The sequence below is a fragment of the Aquibium oceanicum genome (assembly GCF_001889605.1).
Lineage (GTDB): Bacteria > Pseudomonadota > Alphaproteobacteria > Rhizobiales > Rhizobiaceae > Aquibium > Aquibium oceanicum.
In genome coordinates this window covers 4,992,908-5,010,590 of the sequence record NZ_CP018171.1, presented here as the reverse complement: position 1 = coordinate 5,010,590, position 17,683 = coordinate 4,992,908, and the positions used below count along the sequence as shown (strand labels likewise).

The following is a 17,683-nucleotide window of genomic DNA, read 5'->3' as shown; positions in this document are numbered from 1 at the left end:
GCAGAGAACTAGCAGCAGCCTTTTGCCATCCAGTTCATGTGCTCGATTACCAAACTATGTTGATGTTGCGGACTGAACATGACGATTTCTGCATCCTCTTCAACCTGCACATTATGGCCGGGCGGCCAATAGAATAGATCATTGGTGCTGGCGGTCTCTCGGTTCCCCGCTATGTCGGTCGTCGTGAGTTTACCCTTCACCACGAATCCCCAATGGGGACAGTGACAAACATTACCGTGCAGGCCCTGAATGAGCGGTGTCGTGTCCACACCTTTCGCCAACGTGAAATACTCGCCGCTGATCTCGCCATATCCTGTGGCGTCGCCGAAATTCTTCTGTTGGCGGATAGTGGCACCGGGGATTTGCATCTGGATATCAACTTGGTCCTTGGCAACACGCATATCGTTTCTCCATTCCCAATTGACATTAGACCGATCGGTCTAATCGTACGATACACCTATCTACCCTTAGGTCAAGCTGGGCACCCGCCGCAACCTCGCGCGGTCTCAGATTTCGTGATTCACTTACCCTGTGGTGATTTGGAGGCAGGGCAATTGAACAGCGGTCTCTCTTTGGTCTCTCCGAGCATCTGGAGCGTCTGAAGAAGACGGGCGATCCGCTGGAAACGCTCGAGGCGACGGTGGATTTCGAGTATTTCCGCGGCTGGCTGGTCGAGGGGCTCGGCTACGGCGATGGTTAAAAGGGCGGTCGGCCGCCGTTCGACCCGGTGTCGATGTTCAAGGCGCTGATCCTGCAGGCGCAGCACAATCTCAGCGACGCGCGCATGGAATTCATGATCTGTGACCGGCTCTCCTGGATGCGGTTCCTCGGCTTCGATCTCGGCGCGCCGACGCCCGACGAAAACACCATCCGGCACTTTCGCAACAGGCTGACCGAGACGGGGACGCTGAAGCGGGTGATGAAGGCCTTCGACTGGCAGCTCCACAAGAAGGGCTACATCCCCATGTCGGGCCAGATCGTTGACGCCTCACTGGTGCCGGCGCCGAAGCAACGGAATACCGAAGGCGAGAAGGAGGCGATCAAGGAGGGCAAGTCCGCTCGGGAGATCTGGCCCGACGAGCCGGCCAAGGCGGCCCAGAAGGACGTCGATGCCCGCTGGACCCTGAAGGTCGGCGGTAAGGTGCGGTATCGCCCGGACGGGACGCCGCTGCCGATGATCGCGACGCCGGTCTTCGGCTACAAGAGCCACATCAGCATCGACCGGCGCTTCGGTTTCATCCGCGAGGCGGCGGTGGCGTCGGCATCGACAGCCGACGGGCGGCAACTCAAGCGCCTATCGCAGCCAGAAGAACGAGAAGTGGCTGACGGACAGGATGCTGACGAGCCGCATCCACCAGCGCAAGCCCGCGGGCAAGCCGATGCCTGAGGCGACCGCCCGAGCGAACGCGAGGAAATCTTCGATCCGCCCCGCCGTCGAGCAAGTCTTCGCGCATCAGAAGGTCCGTTTCGGCCTCTTCATCCGCACCATTGGCATCGCACGCGCGGAGGCGAAAATGACGCTGGCCAACATCGCCTACAACATGGAACGTCTGATCTTCCACGTGCGCTGCACGGCCACGGGATGAGTCTGTCCGAAAACGGCCAGAAGCACGCTGGAATGGCCCCGATCCGATCAGGGTGCCGAAAAACACGCGCTCAGAGCGGCAGTCGCGGTATCGACCGCCCAAATCATCCGGTTGTTGCGGGTGTTTAGCTCGTGCCCGCACTCGAACCCGGCGACATCGTGGTCATGGACAATCTCGGCTCATTCAAGTCGGCCGCGGTGCGGCAGATGATCCGGGATGCCGGCGCAAGGCTCTGGTACCTGCCGCCCTACTCCGCGGACCTCAATCCGATCGAGCAGGCTTTAGCCAAGATCAAACACTGGATGCGTCACGCCCAAAAGCGCACCGGGGAGGAAACCTGGCGCCACGTCGGCCATCTCGTCTCCACCATCGAGCCGCAAGAGTGCGCAAACTACTTCGCCAACGCCGGATACGCTTCCGTTAAAACCTGAGATCAAACATCTAGCCCAAGTGCTGTGTCGGTGGCAGATCCTGCGTACTTGTCACGAGGCGGCCATGGACGGTCGTGCCAATGCGGCGAGAACGTAAAGCTTGAAACGTTCCGCCCCTCGACAAGCGCTCCGTTACCCGCACCAAGGGCATAGTCGTAGTAGAGTTTGACGACTTCTTCCTTGGTGACTTGGTTGGTAGCATCATGTTCGACGCACGCGTCAATCCAATCCCGCACTCGATCATACTCGGCGCTACCCGGCAGTTCGAAGTTTTCGTAGTATTCGAGAAACCAGAACCGTTTTAACATCGGCGTGAAGACGGCCTCCGAAAGTCCGAAACTCTCGAACAAGTACGGACCTTTGGAACTATGATTGATCAGGAAATCATTGATCTCTCGGTAGATGGAGAGGAGTCTGCCCTCAAACTGATCGCGTTGCTCACGTTTCTGATTCATGACGAACAGATAGCCTGCCGTCGTGAAGGAACCCTCGCGAGCGATCAGCATCGATTCGACTGCATGTTGAATCGGATCTTCACGTCGCAGCATCCGCCCCTCGAGCGCTTCGTCCAGATAGCGCAGTATGACGAGGCTCTCCTTGATGATCCTTCCATCAGTCGTTTCCAGGATCGGAAGCGAGGTCGTGCCGCGTGTCTTCGCGAGCAGTTCCGGGGAGCGCGGTTTTGTGATGTCGACAACCCGAAACTCAACAGCGCCCTGCTGGCCACGCAGGGCCAGCAAGATCTCAAGCCGTTGAGAGAATGGGCAAACGGGAATGTGGTAGACGATAGGCTTGATGCTCATGGGATCAATCCAGCGGCGGTCCGGTAAAGGTCAGGTTATGTCGTCTCGCCGCCTCCGTGATTGCCGGCATATCCTCCGGAATCCGGTATCGGCCTTCTGCCATGTCAGTAAAGAAGCCCTCGAAGCCCCCCGGCGTCAGGATGACGAGATGTCTGGATGGTCCGTCCTCCGTGACTTTGAACGTGTGGTTCCTGCCGCGTTGGATGAACACGGTCTCGCCTGGTCCGATCTCGGATTCGTCTCCTTCGATCCAGACCCTGCATCTCCCAGTGATCACCACAAAAGTTTCGTCCTCTTCTTCGTGGATGTGGCGCGGCGGTCCGCTTCCCGCAGGCGACCAGCTGTCAACGATTGACATCGAGCCGCCGGTCTCTTCGGGTTTGAGGATAGTCTTATACCTGACCCCGAGCCATTCCACGGCTCCCGAGTCTGTCGTCAGATCCGTCATCGTTTCACTCCTGCAGATGGGACTGAAACGAAAGCGCTTTCGTTGACATGAGACTAAGCCGACAGCAGGGTATCCATCAAACCGTATTTCCCGATAACGGATATCGGCTGGATGAATTTTGCCACCCTCGATCTGAACTTGCTGCGCGTGCTTGATGCCCTCTTTCGAGAAGGATCAACAATTAAAGCCGCTGCGAGGTTGGGTTTGTCGCAATCGGCTGTATCGGGGGCCCTATCCCGTCTGCGCCACGCTTTGGGAGATCCGCTTTTCCTCCGGCAAGGCAACCGATTGGTAGAGACGGATTATGCTGCTCGGCTGAAGGGGCCATTACACGAAGAACTCGAGCGGCTTGAGGCGATGCTATCGCCCCCCTCCGCGTTCGATCCCAAGGCGGCAAGTGGAACTTTCAGGATCGCGGCCAGCGATTTCTTCGCCGAGTTGTTGATGCCGCAGTTGGCCGATCTGCTGCACCGGACAGCGCCTGGAATACGCGCGCAGCTCGTTGATCTCGTCCCTTATGACTATGTGCAGAGCCTCGAGCGTCGAAACGCTGACCTCGCTCTCATTCCCGATATGACAGTGCCCGAGTGGATCAATCGCCAGCCACTGTTCCGCTCACCCTTCCGCGTTATTGCCCGAGCGAGCAACCCTTCCTTAGCCGGATTGGATGGCGCCCCAGTGATGCCCATCGATATCTTCTGTGCTCTCCATCATGTCCTGTTCTCGCCAGAAGGAAATCTGGCTGCCATGGGCGATGCTGCGTTGGAACGCGTTGGCAGGCGGCGGCAGGTGGCACTGACGGTCCCAGTGTTCTCCGGCGTGTGCCGTGCCGTTAGCGAGAGCGACCTTGTCGCTCTGGTTCCTGCGCAGTTGGCAAACAAGGTTGCGACAACATTCAAGTTGCGGGTGTTCGAGCCGCCGATGGAGATCGAACCACCGCTGATCGTTGGAATATGGCACAAGCGATCGGATAACACCCCCTTTGCCAAATGGACGCGCGAAAGAATTTTCCAGCTCATGGAAGCTCTGGATGAAGAGAGCCAGTGACGGAAGTCCACATCCATCTTTGATGAGGGCAAAGCAAACCTCGTCAGCGACGCGGTGGGTGTTGGGGTCGCTGCCTTCCGGGGCGCCAAATGGCTCCTTCGGATTGGCTTTTGTAATTGTCGCAAACGCACCTTTGCCCTACAGGAGATGCTCGCCTGCGCACCTGACCCGCCGGCCCCTTCGGAGCGCGATTCATGCCGACGTCTGATCGTCCTCGCCTCGATCAAGACCGATTGATCCGGATTGTCGAAAGCTCTACCAACGAAGTATTCATTTTCCGTGTGGACGACCTCCGGTTCGTCTTTACCAACGCAGGCGCTCGGCAAAACCTGGGCTACTCTGCCGCCGAACTCGAGCAGATGACGCCGCTGGACATCAAGCCAGAGTTCGACCGAGGGTCATTCGATCGCCTTATCCATCCGCTGCGCAGCGGCCGAACATCCCACATCGATTTCCAGACAGTTCATCAACGTAAGGATGGCAGTCGGTACGACGCCTGGATTCGTCTTCAGTTGATGCAGGGCGAGCCCGCGCTTTTCTATGCGGCCGTGTCAGATGTGACTGAGCGCGTCGCCACGGAGCGGAAGCTCGCGCAGACCATGCGCCGTCTCAAGGCCGTTCTCGAGAACACGACCATGGCGGTCTTCATGATGGATGATCGGCAGCATTGCGTCTACATGAACAAGGCAGCTGAGGCATTGACGGGCTACACCCTCGCAGAAACCACGGGCCGCCCACTGCATGACGTGATACATCACACTCATCCCGACGGGCGACACTTCCCGATTGAAGATTGCGCCATTGATCGGGCACTTCCGCAGGAGATGCAAGTTCAGGGAAGGGAGGTGTTCGTCCACAAGGACGGCTCGTTCTACCCGGTAGGTTTCACAGCGAGTCCCATCAAGGACGAGAGCGGCCGCCCGATCGGTACAGTCATCGAAGCCCGCAACATTACCGAGGAGCTGAGGGCGGAGGAGACTGCCAGAGCCTTCAACGAAAGCCTCGCCAAGCAGGTGGAAGAGGCTGTCGCTGAGCGAGAGGCACTGATGTCCCAGCTCGTTCAGGCTCAGAAGATGGAAGCCGTAGGCAAGCTGACCGGTGGCGTCGCTCACGACTTCAACAACCTCCTGCAGGTAATAGGTGGAAACCTGCAGCTCCTTTCTAAGGAACTCGCGGGGAATGACCGCGCGCAGACTCGGATCGGCAATGCCTTGGCTGGCGTCTCCCGCGGTTCGAAACTGGCTTCGCAGCTTCTGGCGTTTGGCCGCCGTCAGCCTTTGCGGCCGACGGTCGTGAATGTCGGCAGGCTTGTCCGCTCGATGGATGACATGTTGCGGCGAGCCTTGGGAGAGGCGATCGAGCTGGAGACGGTCATCGGCGGTGGACTTTGGAACACCGCAGTCGACGCGACACAGCTTGAGAACGCTCTCCTGAACCTGGCGATCAATTCGCGCGACGCGATGGAAGGGACAGGCAAGCTGACGATTGAAGCCGGGAATGCATCACTCGATGATTCATACGCAAGAGAACATCTGGAGGTCGAGGCTGGCCAGTACGTCATGATTGCAGTGACCGACAACGGGCCCGGCATGAGCGAGGATGTCCGGCGCCAGGCCTTTGAGCCGTTTTTCACGACCAAAGCCGAGGGTCAGGGTACCGGGCTTGGCCTCAGCATGGTGTACGGCTTCGTGAAGCAGTCCGGCGGCCACGTGAGCATCTACAGTGAGCCGGGCGACGGGACGACGGTCCGTATGTATCTGCCCCGCTCCACTGAGCCTGAGACAGTTCCCCCGCGCAAATCGTCTGACGAACCTGTTGGGGGCAGCGAGACAATCCTGGTTGTTGAGGATGACGAGGAGGTCCGGGACACAGTGGTCTCGATGCTGTCAGACCTCGGCTACAAGGTGGTCAAGGCCAAGGATGCCGACAGCGCACTGACATTGGTCGAGAGCGGCTTGAGCATCGATCTCCTTTTCACCGATGTCGTCATGCCGGGCAAGCTTCGCAGTACGGACCTGGCTCGCCTGGCGCGAGAACGGCTCCCGGGCATCAAGGTTCTGTTCACATCGGGCTACACCCAGAACGCGATAGTCCACGGAGGGAGGCTTGATCGAGGAGTGGAACTCCTGAGCAAACCCTATTCTCGAGAGGAGCTCGCGTTCAAGGTTCGTTCGGTGATAGGCCCGGAGCGGAAGCCAGACCCCGAGGAGACCAAGAGGCTGCGCGTCCTTATTGTGGAGGACGAGCCCCTCATATTGATGACAGCTGTGGACATGCTGGAGGACCTTGGGCACGAGGTGCAACAGGCGATGACCGTCTCCGAAGCCAAAGCGATTTTAGGCAGTGGTACCATAGATCTGCTGATGGTGGATCTCGGCTTGCCGGATGGTGGCGGACAGGAATTGGCCGACGCGGCGCAGGAGCAGGATCGGGAGCTGAGGGTCCTGATTGCTTCGGGACAGCAACTGTCGCTCGAAGGGAAGACGACGATGGCTGCTATTTCGAAGCCCTACAGCGAGGCGCAAATCGCAGCTGCCGTGAAGAAGCTGTTTGGCGGCCCGACGCGATAACGCCTCGTTGATCCGCGACCTTTACCGGCTCTCGGGTTGAGACCGATTCAGACCCAGAATGCGACGAGGGTTGCGAGCGCGACGGCCGAGAGGAAGTTTCGGGCGAGCTTGTCGTAGCGGGTAGCGATGCGGCGGAAGTCCTTCAGCCTGCAGAAGGCGGCCTCGATGCGCCAGCGTCCCTTGTAGCCGACTTCGTCGTAGTCGATCGGCACCTTCCGGTTCGAGCGCCTGGGAATGATGGCGTCGGTACCTTTGGCGTGCAGGCGCTTGCGCAGCGCATTGGCGTCGTAGCCTTTGTCGGCGATCAGGCAGCGCACCCGACCGGCCGCGTCGATCAGTGGCCCGGCCATGGTGAAGCGGGCGACGTTGTCGGCCGTCAAACTACTCTCCTCATGTCGTCCCATCGGGCCCACCAGAAGTTCCAAAATGTCTTGGCCCGTTCACGGACGTTTCGCCGTCCGGAGAGTGAATGCGCCTCAATCGTAGATTCGAGCTAGGCAGCTTTCGTCGAGGCCGAATCAGAACAGCGGGAGACGCCCGGTCTCAGGATCGCGGACCTTGCGATGAGACAGCGGTTTTATGCGGCAATTGCCAGTTCGGTACGGTTTCGGCCGGCTCTCTTTGCCCTGTAGAGCGCATCGTCGGCCAGATGCATGCCCTGGCTAATGGAAATGCGTTCTCCGCTGGCCGTGTAGACGCCGATGCTGACCGTCACCGCTATCATGATCCCGCGCATCTCGTGCGGATGCATCTCGACCCTGCTTCTCATCCGCTCGGCAACGCTGTAGGCGACATCGGTGTCCGTGTCTGGCATGACGATCGCGACTTCTTCGCCGCCGTACCGGAATACTATATCCGGGGATCGAGCCTCCTCCAGGATGAGGGAGGCAATCGTTCTCAGAACTTCATCGCCCGCGGCGTGACCGAACGTGTCATTTACGGTCTTGAAGTGATCGACGTCGAGGAGCAGGAAACTACAGGATGCGTTTCGCTCCCTACATTCCCTCTCGATACGGGATCCGATGTGATCGAGCGCCCTGCGGTTTAGAAGGCCTGTGAGCGGATCAGTCCGAGCATAGTCTTTCAGGCGATTTTCATAGGAAACGCCGACCCGCTTTCGGTCCAGGAGAAAACCCGCCGCCAGAGTCCCCACAAGATTTGCCACGAACATCTGCGGGCCTATGCGCTGCAGGATATCGACCGCGATCTCGACGGGCAGGACGAATGTGCTCGTGAGTGAAACGGAAGCGGCGACACCCAAGATCAGCAACCCGCCGAACGTCATTCTACGCTGCGGTAACGTCTTCGCGATTGCATAGCCGAGGCACGCCGAGATCAGGATTCCTGCTACGCCGGCCTCCATCCCTATGCCGCCCGTCCAGTAGCGTATGGCGATGGCGCATGTCGCTGTGGTAATTGCTGCGAGGCTCCCTCCGTAGGTCGCAGCCAGTACCAGAAACACATGCCGGAGATCGAAGACAAGGCCTGGCGCCAATGTCAGTGGCAGGAACATGGAGATGGATATCCCCGCCGATAACACCACTGCCGCAGCCATCCGCCTGCAGCGCTCGGTAGGGCAGATACGCAACGTCCCTTCGTAGGCCAAGACGGTGAGGGTGACTATCCCAAGACCCTGGAACAATGCTCCGAACAATCGAACCCCTGCTCCCTTCCTTGCGTATGCGCGACTTTGGTGGGCCGCAAAATGACCCATCAATGATTAGATCTCGCGGGTAAAGGAAGTGTGGGCAGGGGGATGGCAATTTGATCGGAGCGGTAGAGTTCAGGGCCGGCAAGTCGGTCCCAATCGACTCCATTCCAAAGCTCGAGATACCATCTCGGTGAGGTCGGCCCGACCTCGATCACTCGCGAGGGCCATCCGCCGACCACCCTGCCTATTCTGCGCCTTCGTTTGCAATCAGACGGTTGCTGTATCCCTGCCAAAAGCGCTCAGAAGCCGGCGGGCCACATCTAGAGCCCCATGATGTGTCTTTGAAAATCCGGTCGCGCAAGCGGCCGGGTTTTCTATTCCAGCAAGATGCCTGCATCCCGAGCAGCCGCTTCAAACGCGCGTCGACATAGTGCGGGCGCGACATAGCCTTTGGTTACGTTCTGGCATGCCTTCAGCGCGATTTCATGCTTTCGCCCGCGTGCCGCCGGCCATTGTTCCTCGAGAACCACGGCGGCCTCTCTCGCGCTGCTGATGCTCTTAATGCCAACACCGTCGATCGCGATCGTTACCGGAAAATCGAACCTACCAGTCTCCATTGTGCGAAATGTAGCGGAGTGCTGCCCTTCGAGCGATAGTCTAGCTCCCATAATGTGAATCGGCTCGCCGATCGTTCGGCCGTGACGCCTTCAACTCGAAAGCCTGAGCTCCACGGCTCGCTTGCCAATTTCCTCGAAGACGTCGTCGAGTTGACTTCGAGACGGAGCGTCAAAGAAGTGAGCAGCGCTTGTGGCGCAATCCTTCAGCACCAGGTCGGGCTCAGAGGTGGCTCGGGAAATCTGAACAGCCGGGATAAGTGGCTTTTCCGCGCAACGGCAGCATGATGCTGCGAGCGAGGAGAAGACCATGGCAAGACGACCTCGCCGGAGGAGGATGCGATGCAGCTGTTGGCGTATCCACTGTCTGGCTCGTCAATGGCAAAGGCAGGAACGAACAGGCTCCTCTTGTCTTTCTTCTTCGCAGGCCGGTAGGGGCCCGTGGTTTGGTCCTCAAGATAATCTTCCGCCAGCCGGGAGGTGGTGGAAATCAACCTAAGGCCATGACAGGCAGCCGAGAGGATGGTGAGTGGCTTGCTAAGACCAGTGGCGCATTGTCTATGGTTGGAGCCGTGATAAAGGTACTTCCATTATGAAAGAGAGTCCTTCGGGGTCAAGTGTCCGCCGGATAGTGGCTTCGAACTCGGAACCGAAAACGCGTTCAATAAGACGTGTGCCAAATCCTTCATGAGCTGTACCAGCGGTACGTGGCCCGCCCTTCTCGATCCACGTAAACCGGAGGAGATTTAAGCTTTCGTGACTGATTTTTACATGAATCGTTCCCGTCGAATTCGATAGTGAGCCGTATTTCACCGCATTTGTAAGGAGCTCGTGCAATACAAGCGAGAAAGACAAAGTCGCCCGCGGGGAGAGCTCGATGTCTTCCGCTTGCACAATGATCCGGCCACTCCCGCATTCGCCGAAGGTTTCTAGTGATCGGTTCAGTACCGTCATCAGGGCCGCGCTTTCCCAAGCGCCGCCAGTCATGATCTCATGTGCGTCTGCCATGGCCTGCAGCCTTGCGGAAAGCTTCGCACGTGTCTCGCTCGGAACATCCGTTCCCCGCAGCGTCTGGTTGATCACGGATTGGGTTACGGCGAACGAGTTTTTGATACGATGGTTGAGTTCCGTGAGAAGGAGCTTTTGGTACTCCTCTTGCCTTTTCTGCTCCGTGATATCCATCAGAACACCGATAACGCGTCCGCCGTAGCCGCTTTCCCCAGGTGGAATTTGCGCCTTCAGCGACAACCACTTTTCCGTTCCGTCGGGCCATAAATGATGGATTTCGGTATCCAGTTTGGTTTCACCGCGCAGGCGCGCTTCTGCACCCAATTGCTCCATGCGCTCTCTTTCTCCGGGAGCGTATCTAGACCGGAATTCCTCTAGAGTAGGCCGTGCATCCGGTGGAAAGCCACATAATCTGTTCAGTTCTGGCGAATGAGTAATCGTCTGATCGGCGAGATTCACCTCCCAGATGGCAATGCCGCTAGCTTCGATTGCGAGTCGCAAACGGGCCTCCTGATCGGCAAGCCGCTCGTGCGCTTGGACCTCGTCGGTAATATCTTGCAGTGTACCGATGAAGCGGACCGCCACATGTTTGCCTTCCAGCACCTCGAAGATGGGTTCACCGAAAGCGTGAATCCAGCGCAGCTCGCGACTACCTGCGCGGAAGATGCGGTAGCGATAGGGCGTGCGCTGCTTGAGCGAAGGATCCAGGCTGCTGGCGGCCTGTTCTCTTGCAACTCGGTGGTCGTCGGGATGCAGGACCTCAATGATCCGCTGCCGTGTGACAACCTCATCGGTGTGGAAGCCGAAAATCTCCTTGGCTCGGTCAGAATAGGAAAACTCATCTGTCCGGAGGTCCCACTCCCAAATGCCGAGCTGGGCGGCCCGTATCGCAACCGCGAACTTATGATGGAGTTCTCGATCGACAGCTCCGTTGTCGGGCAATCCTTGGATCTTCACGAGGTTCCTCCCTGATTGCGGAACTATCTCGCAACTGCGGAGGAAAGCAATGTGCTCCCTTGGGATCATATGCGCTCTCTCTCTCGATTCATTGATCATCAATGCCTTATCGAAGACATGGAACCTCGGAGAGCTCCCCGCGTTGAAGCCGGTTGGGGTAAGAGGTGGTCGAATGGTGGGCAAGGGCGGCGGAGATCCGTGGCGGGCTCCGGGATGGTGGCTGGTACTTCTCCCTGCGGTAGCGATTCTGCCCGTCATGGTGTTTGCCATCCTTTTGACGGCCCAGCTCTCCGGCGGAAAGGAGCAACAGCTCGAAGCCGACCTGATTGCGATAGCTGATGCATCGGTCGGTCTGGGTGATCGAATTCTGTCTGACTATTTGCTGAAGATCGAGATCCTTTCCGATCTTGCTCTGTTCCCAGAAGCATTCCAATCGCAGGCAGACCGGCTTCTGAGTGAGGGGCCATGGCTTACCATTCGTCTGCATGACAAAAATGGACGAGCGATTTCGTCGCTGATGCGTCCCGGCTTACCTGATAGCGCCAGGGCCATCCTCCGTGGTGAGCCAGAAGCTTTCGAGTCTGGCACTTTGCCGGCTGTGGTCGCCGGGGACGAAGCTGGGTTTTCATTCCTGCTCATTCGCCAAGAAGCCTCGAATCAGAGCATGTCCTTGACCGCGATCATTTCCCTTGACCCGTTTTCCAAAGCGCTTCAGACACTAGACTTGCCGGAAGGATGGATCGCGGCGCTACTTGGGCCTGGACATAGGATTGCAGGCCGCTCAAGGGCAGTCGAACGATATGTCGGAAGAAGAGCCACACCATCGCTGATCGACATGATAGACTCGACGCCCGAGGATCTCTTCTACTCCTATAATCAGGAAGGTGAACCTGTCTATACAGCCATCGGCAGGTCCTCGATTACCGGCTGGAGCGCAGCCGTCGGGGCGCCAGCCGGAGTAGCACGGCAGATCATCAATCAATCCAGGTGGTGGCTAGCGGCAGGCGCGGCCTCTGCCGCTGGAGTCGCAGCACTGCTTGCATGGCTGGTGATGCAGAAAATCAGGAACGAACGGGAGGCCGAGCGACGCAGCCTGAAAGCTGAGGGTGAGCGGCAGGCGGAGGCGAGACTGCAGGACATAACTGCGCAGTTTCCGGGAGTTCTCTACCGTCGCGTACTTCATCCGGATGGGACTGTGACATTCCCCTTCATCAGTTCCAGCAGTGACACGCCCTTTTCCGCAAGACTGAACGATCTCATGCGCGAGAAGATGACGGTGGAGCAGGTGTCACAGATCTTTGCGACGTCAGAAGCGCGCACCCGCTTTACTGAGGAAATCCGCAAAAGCGCCTCGACCTTAGACTTGTTCGAATTTGAGGGGCCAATCGTCGGAGAGGATGGGACCCTTTCGTGGATTCGTAGCTTAGCCCGACCCCACCGCCGCTCGGATGGTAGCGTGGTATGGGATGGTGCCCTTCTTGATGTCTCGGAACTCAAGGCCACCGCTGAGGCGCTCGAACGACGGACAAGCGCACTCCAGACTGTTCACGCCATCAACCTCCAACTTGCCGCGGAACTGGACGTTCAGAAGGTGATGCAGTCTGTGACAGACGCTACCACTCGTCTCATTGGAGCGGGCTTCGGAGCGTTCTTCAGGAATCCAGGACCTGGGGAAGAGACCTACGAACTGTTCACTCTATCTGGGGCAGACCGAAAGGCATTCGCAAATTTCCCGATGCCTCGTCACACGCAGGTGTTTGGTCCAACGCTTCGCGGCGAAGGAACCATGCTTTCGGATGACATCACGTCGGATGTCCGCTATGGGCAGAACGACCCTCATTTTGGCATGCCGCCTGGTCATCTTCCAGTACGATCATACTTAGCGGTCCCGGTAACATCCCGCTCTGGCGAGGTTGTAGGTGGGCTGTTCTTCGGTCATCCCGAGCAGGGGATTTTCGATGAGTCTGCGGCTCAGGCTGTCGAAAGCATTGCGGCACAGACAGCCGTTGCAATGGACAACGCGCGCATGTTCCAGCAAGCCAAGGTGGAGCTCGATCATCGGCGACGCTCCGAGGAGCATCAACGTCTGCTGCTCTCGGAGCTCAATCACCGGGTCAAGAACACACTTGCAGTCGTGGTATCCATTGCTGATCAAACGGCTAGAGTGAGCCGTGACCGTGAGGAGTTCATCACCGCCTTCCGCCGCCGGCTCATCGCGATCGCAGATGGCCACACGTTGCTTTCGGAAGCCGAATGGAAAGCCGCACCGTTGGGTCTCATCATTTCCAAAGCTCTTGAGAAACAACTACCGGGCGACGATAAGCATATCCAAATCCACGGGCCAAATGTTGCAGTCCCTCCAAGGCAAGCAATTGCCCTTAGCCTCGTGTTCCATGAACTTTGAACCGCCCCGGGTTTGCCGGAGGCCATTTGGTTTGAGTCACGCTGCCATGGCCGGTTCTTCCAGCATGGCGTAGTAGCGTGCCTCGGCTTCGGCCGGCGGGATGTTGCCGATGGGCTCCAGCAGCCGGCGATTGTTGAACCAGTCGACCCAGTTCAGCGTTGCGAACTCGACGGCCTCGAAGGAGCGCCAGGGTCCGCGCCGATGGATCACCTCGGCCTTGTAGAGGCCGTTGATGGTTTCGGCGAGAGCGTTGTCGTAGGAGTCGCCGATACTTCCGACGGAAGGCTCGATGCCCGCCTCGGCCAAACGCTCTGTGTAGCGGATGCTGACATATTGAGATCCCCTGTCCGAATGATGCACCAGGCCACCGCGATGAATGGGCCGCCGCTCGTGCAGGGCCTGTTCAAGAGCATCGAGAACGAAGCTCGCATGCGCCGTCCGGCTCACCCGCCAGCCGACGATGCGACGCGCATAGGCGTCGATCACGAAGGCCACGTAGACGAAGCCCGACCAGGTGCTGACGTAGGTGAAGTCCGAGAGCCAGAGCCTGTTCGGCGCCGGGGCATGGAAGACCCGGTTCACATGGTCGCGTGGACATGGCGCGGCCTTGTCCTGGACCGTGGTGCGGATCGGCTTGCCGCGGATGACGCCGTGTAGGCCCACGTCGGCCATTAGCCGCTCGACTGTGCAGCGCGCAACGCCGAAGCCTTCGCGCAGCATCTGACGCCAGACCTTGCGCGCACCATACACCTCGAAGTTCTCGGTGAAGACGCGCTCGATCTCGGGCTTGAGCTCCAGGTCCCGCTTCGCCCGCGCCGACAGCTTCTCGGGATTGGCGCGCTTGGCGACATGGTGGTGGTAGGTCGACGGGGCGATCGGCAGCACCTTGCAGATCGGCTCGACCCCATACGCCTCGCGGTGATCGTCGATGAACGCGATCATCGTTTGAATGGGCGGTCGAGCTCCGCCTGGGCAAAATACGCCGACGCCTTGCGCAGGATCTCGTTGGCCTGCCGAAGTTCTCGGTTCTCCCGTTCCAGGGCCTTCAGCTTGGCCGCCATGTCCGCCGGCACACCGGCCCGCTTGCCGGCATCCACCTCGGCCTTCTTCACCCACTCGTTCAGCGTCTGGCCCGTGCAGCCGATCTTGCCCGAGATCGACATGATCGCCGCCCAGCGGGAGGGGTGTTCATGCTCGTGATCCAGCACCAGCCGCACGGCTCGCTGGCGTACTTCCGGGGAAAACTTGTTCGTCGTCTTGCTCATGATGGCTCCACCTTCTCAGGAGTTGGAGCCTCCGGCAAACCCGGGGCGGTTCACTTTCCGCTGGTGCCAAGTGGCGTAGCCAGTCAGCCGAGGCGAGCAGCATACAGGTGGAATGGAAGCCAGATCCACAGGAGCCTCAGAAGTTGGAGCTCAAATGGACCGAGACAAAAGCTTCCTCTACAGAATGGATTGAGGACCGCTTTGCAGGCGTCCTGATCGATCTGAATATTAGACTCGAGTGCGAAGGGGCGATCCATCGAATTGCAGGTCCCGATGGGTTCGAATGCAGGATCACCCTGAATTGGGATCCACAAACCTCTCGTCTCACGACGAGCGCCGACAAGAACGCGAGAACAAGTTTCTATCGTCACTAGATCGCCTCGCCAACTGATGTGGATGGGGATGAACGGCATCATGGGAGGGAAGAATGGACGCAGCGCGCCGCCACAATGTAAACCCGAGCGGAAGAGGGACGACACCTATGGTGTTCGCTCACGGATTTGGTTGCGATCAGAACATGTGGCGCTTCGTGGCGCCAGCGTTCGAGGACGCCTATCGCATCGTTCTCTTCGATCATCTCGGGTCCGGCGGTTCTGATCTGGCTTCCTACGATCCTACGAAGCACACTTCGCTCGATGGCTACGCAGATGACGTAGTATCATTGTGCCGGGAGCTCGGCATTCAGGATGGCGTATTCGTCGGCCACTCGGTCAGCGCCATGATCGGAGCGCTCGCTGCTAAGAGAGCACCTGAACTATTCGATACGCTCATCATGGTCGGTCCCTCGCCGCGCTACATCGATGACGGTGACTACGTGGGGGGCTTCAGCGAGAACCAGATACACGAGTTGCTGGATTTCCTGGACAGCAATCATATGGGGTGGTCACAGGCAATGGCGCCCGTGATCATGGGCAACTCCGATCGGCCGGAACTCGGCGAGGAACTCACCAACAGCTTCTGCCGCACAGACCCGGAAATCGCCAAGCAGTTCGCACGCGCGACATTCCTGTCGGACAATCGAGAGGACCTCGCGAATGTGAACGTTCGGACGTTGATCCTGCAGTGCTCGGAGGATGTGATAGCTCCCCGGGCGGTAGGCGAGTTCGTCCACAAGCACATCCCTGGCAGCGAACTGGTTGTGATGAAGGCCTCGGGCCACTGTCCCAATCTGAGCGCTCCGGAGGAGACGGTTTCCGCAATGAAGGGATTCCTGAACAACGGGCGGAGCAGTTGAGCGATAATTCACAGGAGCATCTGACTCTCGACACGTCGGAGCTGCTGGATCTCTTCGACAACGCACCGTGCGGGTACGTCTCTGCGCTTCCGGATGGCCGCATATCGCGAGTGAACCAGACCTTTGCCGACTGGATGGCCGTCCCTCGTGAGGAACTGTCACATCGCAGGTTCCAGGACCTTCTGAACATAGCCGGCCGTATCTACTACGAAACCCACTTCGCGCCTTTGCTGCGGATGCAAGGCTTCTTCCAGGAGGTGGCTCTCGACTTGGTCAAAGGCGACGGGAGGTCGTTTCCTGTTCTGGTGAATGCGGTCGAGCGTCGCGATGACGCTGGTGGCGTGCGCTTCATTCGTATCACGGTTTTCAATGCAACGGACCGACGCAAGTACGAAGCCGAACTGCTTCAAGCTCGGAGAACTGCAGAGCAAGCCAGTCTTGAGCTTCAAGAACTGAACCGCACGTTGGCAACCCGTGTTGCCGAGGCAGTCGAGGAGCGGATGGCGGCCGAAAGCGCGCTACGCCAAGCGCAGAAGATGGAGGCAGTAGGTCAGCTGACCGGCGGCATTGCCCATGACTTCAACAACATGCTGGCCGTCGTGTTATCGGGATTGAACCTTCTCGAGAAGCGCCTGTCCAGGGGCGAGACGGACGTTCAGTCTTATGTGGACGCTGCACGAGATGCGGCCAATCGCGCCTCTAAACTGACGCAGCGTTTGCTGGCGTTCTCGCGTCAGCAGCCGCTATCGCCTCAGCCACTGAACGCCAATCGCATGGTGTCGGAGATGTCGGAGATCCTCCGTCGCACTCTGGGAGAAACGATCCAGCTGGAGACTGTGTTGGCCGGCGGACTTTGGAGGACCAAGGCGGATGCTAACCAGCTCGAGAACGCGATCATCAACCTCGCCGTCAATGCTCGTGATGCCATGCCGGACGGGGGGCGGCTTACGATCGAGACCGCCAACTGCCACCTCGATGACACCTATGCTGCCCAACATGCGGTATCGCCTGGCCAATACGTAATGGTGGCGGTTACCGATACAGGTGCAGGCATGTCATCGGACATACTCGCGAAAGCATTCGAGCCGTTCTTCACGACGAAGGGGGTCGGCAAAGGGACCGGACTGGGCCTGAGCCAAGTCTTTGGGTTCGTGAAGCAATCAGACGGTCACATCAAGATCTATTCCGAGCTCGGGCACGGAACCACCGTGAAGATCTACCTGCCCCGCCTTTACGGAGAGGCCGACGTTCCGGAGCGCGCGACTCGACGAGATGCTATTGTTTCATCCCGAGGCGAAACTGTTCTGCTGGTGGAAGATGACCTTCGTGTTCTTGACCTAACGAGGCAGACACTGCTGGAACTTGGCTATTCGGTTCTCACGGCGAGCAACGGCGCGGATGCTTTGGAGGTCCTGCGAAACCATCCCCGAGTCCACCTCCTATTCACCGATGTTGTGATGCCGGACATGAATGGGCGCCAGTTGGCAAAAAAAGCGCAGGAAGCACAGCCCGGACTGAAGATACTGTACACTACCGGCTACACGCGCAACGCCATCGTACACAACGGAATACTGGACGCAGACGTCGCCTTCCTGCCGAAGCCGTCCACAATGGAAGAGATGGCGGCAAAAATTCGGGAGGTTTTGGACTAATTGGAGTGCGCCC

At 58.6% G+C, this 17,683-nt stretch carries 13 protein-coding genes, 2 pseudogenes and 1 other annotated feature; of the genes and pseudogenes, 7 read left to right on the top strand and 8 right to left on the bottom strand.

Translation table 11 applies throughout. From position 1 onward, the window contains the following. Positions 1–8 precede the first annotated feature (8 nt). Positions 9–401: a cupin domain-containing protein gene (locus BSQ44_RS24595; protein ID WP_072607647.1), complete on the bottom strand. Its 393-nt coding sequence runs from the start codon at positions 399–401 to the stop codon at positions 9–11. Between the two features lie 152 nt (positions 402–553). On the opposite strand from BSQ44_RS24595, the pseudogene BSQ44_RS24590 reads away from it, so the two are divergent. After that, positions 554–1,586, top strand: a pseudogene (locus BSQ44_RS24590) (transposase). A 128-nt stretch (positions 1,587–1,714) separates the two neighbouring features. Next, positions 1,715–2,017, top strand: a pseudogene (locus BSQ44_RS24585) (transposase); the annotation flags it as partial. Between the two features lie 2 nt (positions 2,018–2,019). Here BSQ44_RS24585 and BSQ44_RS24580 read toward each other — a convergent pair. Both BSQ44_RS24580 and BSQ44_RS24575 read right to left on the bottom strand, forming a co-directional pair. After that, positions 2,020–2,820, bottom strand: a complete 801-nt coding sequence (locus BSQ44_RS24580) for a glutathione S-transferase family protein (protein WP_072607646.1) — start codon at positions 2,818–2,820, stop codon at positions 2,020–2,022. 4 nt (positions 2,821–2,824) lie between these two features. Continuing rightward, positions 2,825–3,268 (bottom strand): cupin domain-containing protein, encoded by a 444-nt coding sequence (locus BSQ44_RS24575; protein WP_072607645.1) that lies wholly within the window; start codon positions 3,266–3,268, stop codon positions 2,825–2,827. Between the two features lie 111 nt (positions 3,269–3,379). On the opposite strand from BSQ44_RS24575, the gene BSQ44_RS24570 reads away from it, so the two are divergent. Further along, a complete protein-coding gene (locus BSQ44_RS24570) occupies positions 3,380–4,315 on the top strand; it encodes a LysR family transcriptional regulator (RefSeq protein WP_072607644.1) in 936 nt (311 codons plus the stop codon). Positions 4,316–4,509: 194 nt separating this feature from the next. Continuing rightward, entirely contained in the window at positions 4,510–6,885 is a 2,376-nt protein-coding gene (locus tag BSQ44_RS24565; protein WP_072607643.1) for a hybrid sensor histidine kinase/response regulator, read from the top strand. A gap of 47 nt (positions 6,886–6,932) precedes the next feature. Here BSQ44_RS24565 and BSQ44_RS26435 read toward each other — a convergent pair whose 3' ends face one another. From BSQ44_RS26435 to BSQ44_RS26675, 4 genes are all read right to left on the bottom strand, one after another. Continuing rightward, the gene (locus tag BSQ44_RS26435) at positions 6,933–7,265 is read right to left on the bottom strand and encodes a transposase (protein ID WP_210187903.1); all 333 of its coding nucleotides are present in this window, start codon (positions 7,263–7,265) and stop codon (positions 6,933–6,935) included. Positions 7,266–7,462: 197 nt separating this feature from the next. Continuing rightward, positions 7,463–8,398: a GGDEF domain-containing protein gene (locus tag BSQ44_RS24555; RefSeq protein WP_235633305.1), complete on the bottom strand. Its 936-nt coding sequence runs from the start codon at positions 8,396–8,398 to the stop codon at positions 7,463–7,465. Between the two features lie 512 nt (positions 8,399–8,910). After that, complete coding sequence (locus tag BSQ44_RS27940; protein WP_072607641.1) at positions 8,911–9,153, bottom strand: DUF982 domain-containing protein; 243 nt, start codon at positions 9,151–9,153, stop codon at positions 8,911–8,913. Positions 9,154–9,708: 555 nt separating this feature from the next. Beyond that, positions 9,709–11,115 (bottom strand): sensor histidine kinase, encoded by a 1,407-nt coding sequence (locus BSQ44_RS26675; RefSeq protein WP_072607640.1) that lies wholly within the window; start codon positions 11,113–11,115, stop codon positions 9,709–9,711. 172 nt (positions 11,116–11,287) lie between these two features. Here BSQ44_RS26675 and BSQ44_RS24540 point away from each other — a divergent pair, with 172 nt between their 5' ends. Beyond that, the gene (locus BSQ44_RS24540) at positions 11,288–13,519 is read left to right on the top strand and encodes an HWE histidine kinase domain-containing protein (RefSeq protein WP_162276752.1); all 2,232 of its coding nucleotides are present in this window, start codon (positions 11,288–11,290) and stop codon (positions 13,517–13,519) included. 36 nt (positions 13,520–13,555) lie between these two features. Here BSQ44_RS24540 and BSQ44_RS24535 read toward each other — a convergent pair. Continuing rightward, positions 13,556–14,784 (bottom strand): IS3 family transposase gene (locus tag BSQ44_RS24535; RefSeq protein ID WP_114579930.1). Its coding sequence is split into 2 segments (ribosomal slippage): positions 13,556–14,496 and positions 14,496–14,784, totalling 1,230 coding nucleotides; the frame shifts between segments, so codons are not numbered across the junction. After that, positions 14,387–14,503, bottom strand: a sequence feature (AL1L pseudoknot). Its footprint overlaps the gene before it by 117 nt. A 427-nt stretch (positions 14,785–15,211) precedes the next feature. Here BSQ44_RS24535 and BSQ44_RS24525 point away from each other — a divergent pair. Together BSQ44_RS24525 and BSQ44_RS24520 are read left to right on the top strand one after the other, a co-directional pair. Further along, positions 15,212–16,018: an alpha/beta fold hydrolase gene (locus BSQ44_RS24525; protein ID WP_072607638.1), complete on the top strand. Its 807-nt coding sequence runs from the start codon at positions 15,212–15,214 to the stop codon at positions 16,016–16,018. Next, entirely contained in the window at positions 16,015–17,670 is a 1,656-nt protein-coding gene (locus BSQ44_RS24520; RefSeq protein ID WP_235633304.1) for a PAS domain-containing hybrid sensor histidine kinase/response regulator, read from the top strand. Before BSQ44_RS24525 ends, BSQ44_RS24520 begins: the two co-directional genes overlap by 4 nt. The last annotated feature ends 13 nt before the right edge of the window (positions 17,671–17,683 follow it).

Coding starts and splice junctions, on each gene's coding strand:
- BSQ44_RS24595 (WP_072607647.1), bottom strand. CDS start 401: ATGCGTGTTGCCAAGGACCAAGTTGATATCCAGATGCAAATCCCCGGT.
- BSQ44_RS24580 (WP_072607646.1), bottom strand. CDS start 2,820: ATGAGCATCAAGCCTATCGTCTACCACATTCCCGTTTGCCCATTCTCT.
- BSQ44_RS24575 (WP_072607645.1), bottom strand. CDS start 3,268: ATGACGGATCTGACGACAGACTCGGGAGCCGTGGAATGGCTCGGGGTC.
- BSQ44_RS24570 (WP_072607644.1), top strand. CDS start 3,380: ATGAATTTTGCCACCCTCGATCTGAACTTGCTGCGCGTGCTTGATGCC.
- BSQ44_RS24565 (WP_072607643.1), top strand. CDS start 4,510: ATGCCGACGTCTGATCGTCCTCGCCTCGATCAAGACCGATTGATCCGG.
- BSQ44_RS24555 (WP_235633305.1), bottom strand. CDS start 8,398: ATGTTCCTGCCACTGACATTGGCGCCAGGCCTTGTCTTCGATCTCCGG.
- BSQ44_RS27940 (WP_072607641.1), bottom strand. CDS start 9,153: ATGGAGACTGGTAGGTTCGATTTTCCGGTAACGATCGCGATCGACGGT.
- BSQ44_RS24540 (WP_162276752.1), top strand. CDS start 11,288: ATGGTGGGCAAGGGCGGCGGAGATCCGTGGCGGGCTCCGGGATGGTGG.
- BSQ44_RS24525 (WP_072607638.1), top strand. CDS start 15,212: ATGGACGCAGCGCGCCGCCACAATGTAAACCCGAGCGGAAGAGGGACG.